The sequence below is a fragment of the uncultured Pelagimonas sp. genome (genome assembly GCF_947498515.1).
In the GTDB taxonomy this organism is placed as follows: Bacteria; Pseudomonadota; Alphaproteobacteria; order Rhodobacterales; family Rhodobacteraceae; genus Pelagimonas.
In genome coordinates this window covers 1-2,500 of sequence record NZ_CANMKO010000024.1, presented here as the reverse complement: position 1 = coordinate 2,500, position 2,500 = coordinate 1, and the positions used below count along the sequence as shown (strand labels likewise).

Annotated in this window: 1 tRNA gene and 2 rRNA genes (1 of these 3 cut by a window edge); all 3 read left to right on the top strand. The window is 52.7% G+C overall.

Annotation, left to right across the window (positions count from 1 at the left end):
* Positions 1 to 1,884, top strand: a 23S ribosomal RNA gene (locus Q1A43_RS22275) (it extends 938 nt beyond the left edge of the window).
* A 172-nt stretch (positions 1,885 to 2,056) separates the two neighbouring features.
* A 5S ribosomal RNA gene (gene rrf, locus Q1A43_RS22270) occupies positions 2,057 to 2,171 on the top strand.
* Between the two features lie 245 nt (positions 2,172 to 2,416).
* Positions 2,417 to 2,493 (top strand) — tRNA-Met (locus tag Q1A43_RS22265).
* Positions 2,494 to 2,500: the final 7 nt, after the last annotated feature.

Below are 2,500 nucleotides of genomic sequence, written 5' to 3'. Positions count from 1 at the left end.
AATACCGAGGAGTACTAGATGGCAGACACACTGCGGATGCTAACGTCCGTAGTGGAGAGGGAAACAACCCTGACCTACAACTAAGGCCCCTAATTCATGGCTAAGTGGGAAAGCAGGTGGGACGACCAAAACAACCAGGAGGTTGGCTTAGAAGCAGCCATCCTTTAAAGATAGCGTAACAGCTCACTGGTCTAAATAAGTTGTCCTGCGGCGAAGATGTAACGGGGCTCAAGCCATGAGCCGAAGTTTAGGATGCACATAGTGCATGGTAGCAGAGCGTAGTGTGACATAGCTTCATGCGTCTTTAGCACCCTTCGGGGTGTGTTGGACGCACGGAGCTTTCGATGAAGCCGGGCTGTAAGGCATCCGGTGGAGAGATCACTAGTGAGAATGATGACATGAGTAGCGACAAAGAGTGTGAGAGACACTCTCGCCGAAAATCCAAGGGTTCCTGCTTAAAGCTAATCTGAGCAGGGTAAGCCGGCCCCTAAGGCGAGGCCGAAAGGCGTAGTCGATGGGAACCAGGTTAATATTCCTGGGCCAGAAGGATGTGACGGATCGTGGCGACGTATGTTCCTTATCGGATTGGAACATATTCAAGACGGTTCCTGGAAATAGCCCTTCATGAGACCGTACCCTAAACCGACACAGGTGGATAGGTAGAGTATACCAAGGCGCTTGAGAGAACTATGTTGAAGGAACTCGGCAAAATACCTCCGTAAGTTCGCGAGAAGGAGGCCCGGCGTTTGATCGTCGGGGGCACAAACCAGGGGGTGGCGACTGTTTACTAAAAACACAGGGCTCTGCGAAGTCGCAAGACGACGTATAGGGTCTGACGCCTGCCCGGTGCCTGAAGGTTAAAAGGAGGGGTGAGAGCTCTGAATTGAAGCCCAGGTAAACGGCGGCCGTAACTATAACGGTCCTAAGGTAGCGAAATTCCTTGTCGGGTAAGTTCCGACCTGCACGAATGGCGTAACGACTTCCCCGCTGTCTCCAACATAGACTCAGCGAAATTGAATTGCCTGTCAAGATGCAGGCTTCCCGCGGTTAGACGGAAAGACCCCGTGCACCTTCACTACAGCTTCGCACTGGCATCAGGCACAATATGTGCAGGATAGGTGGTGGGCTTTGAAACCAGGACGCCAGTTCTGGTGGAGCCTCCCTTGAGATACCACCCTTATTCTGCTTGATGTCTAACCGCGGTCCGTTATCCGGATCCGGGACCCTGCGTGGCGGGTAGTTTGACTGGGGCGGTCGCCTCCTAAAGCGTAACGGAGGCGCGCGAAGGTTGGCTCAGAGCGGTCGGAAATCGCTCGTTGAGTGCAATGGCAGAAGCCAGCCTGACTGCGAGACTGACAAGTCGAGCAGAGACGAAAGTCGGCCATAGTGATCCGGTGGTCCCAAGTGGGAGGGCCATCGCTCAACGGATAAAAGGTACGCCGGGGATAACAGGCTGATACTGCCCAAGAGTCCATATCGACGGCAGTGTTTGGCACCTCGATGTCGGCTCATCTCATCCTGGGGCTGGAGCAGGTCCCAAGGGTATGGCTGTTCGCCATTTAAAGAGGTACGTGAGCTGGGTTTAGAACGTCGTGAGACAGTTCGGTCCCTATCTGCCGTGGGTGTAGGAGATTTGAGAAGAGTTGCCCCTAGTACGAGAGGACCGGGGTGAACGATCCACTGGTGGACCAGTTGTTATGCCAATAGCAGTGCTGGGTAGCTATGATCGGAAAGGATAACCGCTGAAGGCATCTAAGCGGGAAGCCCCCTTCAAAACAAGATCTCCCTGAGGACCGTGGAAGACTACCACGTCGATAGGCCAGAGGTGTAAGTGCAGCAATGCACTCAGCTGACTGGTACTAATGGTCCGATAGGCTTGATTTGATCCAGTAATAATTAGACTTCGCAGCGCTCAAGTAGCAAAGCGGTAGCGCAATTTTACGGACAAACAAAAGCATACACATCATAAGTCGAAAGACTGGACAACACGCTTGCACTTGCTGCAAGCAGATTGATTTGGCTCGCAACAAAAGCGAGCTTGTTGGTATTTATTCGGTTTGGTGGTCATAGCGAGAGCAAAACACCCGGATCCATCCCGAACCCGGCCGTTAAGTGCCTTTGCGCCGATGGTACTGCATCTTAAGGTGTGGGAGAGTAGGTCACCGCCAAACCTAATAAATACCAACAATCTCTAAACGATCTCTATCCCCAACATCTCAACAGATTACGGGGAAACACCCGGGACGTCGCCTCATGCTACGCCCCACCGGTCTCAAAGGCGTCAATCGCCCAAGAGAAAATGACATTCGGACCCAAATCGCTACAGCGACAAACGTCCTAATTCCTTGGAAAACCCCTCAAAAGGTACTCCAAGACGTGCTCAAGTAGCCGATAGGCGGTAGCACAAACATAGTGTCGCGGGATGGAGCAGCCCGGTAGCTCGTCAGGCTCATAACCTGAAGGTCGTAGGTTCAAATCCTACTCCCGCAACCAATATCTA